1 pseudogene is annotated in these 329 nt (G+C 59.9%); it reads right to left on the bottom strand.

Going from position 1 to position 329, the window contains the following annotated elements:
- Window positions 1–329: pseudogene (locus EN852_RS37585) on the bottom strand (NAD(P)/FAD-dependent oxidoreductase); the annotation flags it as partial.

Raw genomic sequence — 329 nt, 5'->3', positions numbered from 1 at the left:
CTGATCTCGCCGCCCAGCCGTTCATCGAGCCGTAGCCGGTGGCATAGATTACGAGATCTGCGGGCAATTCGGTTCCATCGGCGAATTTGACACCGGTTCGCGTCAACTCTTCCACCGCGGCGCCTGGTCCGCTCTTGAGCTTGATCGAACCGTCGATGATGAGGTCGCAGGCGCCGACATCGATGTAGTATCCCGAACCGCGGCGCAGGTATTTCATGAAGAGGCCCGAGCCGTCATCGCCCCAGTCGAGCAGGAAGCCGGCCTTTTCCAGGTCCGCGTAGAACTTGGCGTCGCGTTCCTTCATCTGCTGGTAAAGCGGGATCTGGAAT

Origin of the sequence: Mesorhizobium sp. M2E.F.Ca.ET.209.01.1.1, from assembly GCF_004010375.2 — a bacterium.
GTDB lineage: Bacteria > Pseudomonadota > Alphaproteobacteria > Rhizobiales > Rhizobiaceae > Mesorhizobium.
This window is presented reverse-complemented; position numbering and strand designations above follow the sequence as displayed.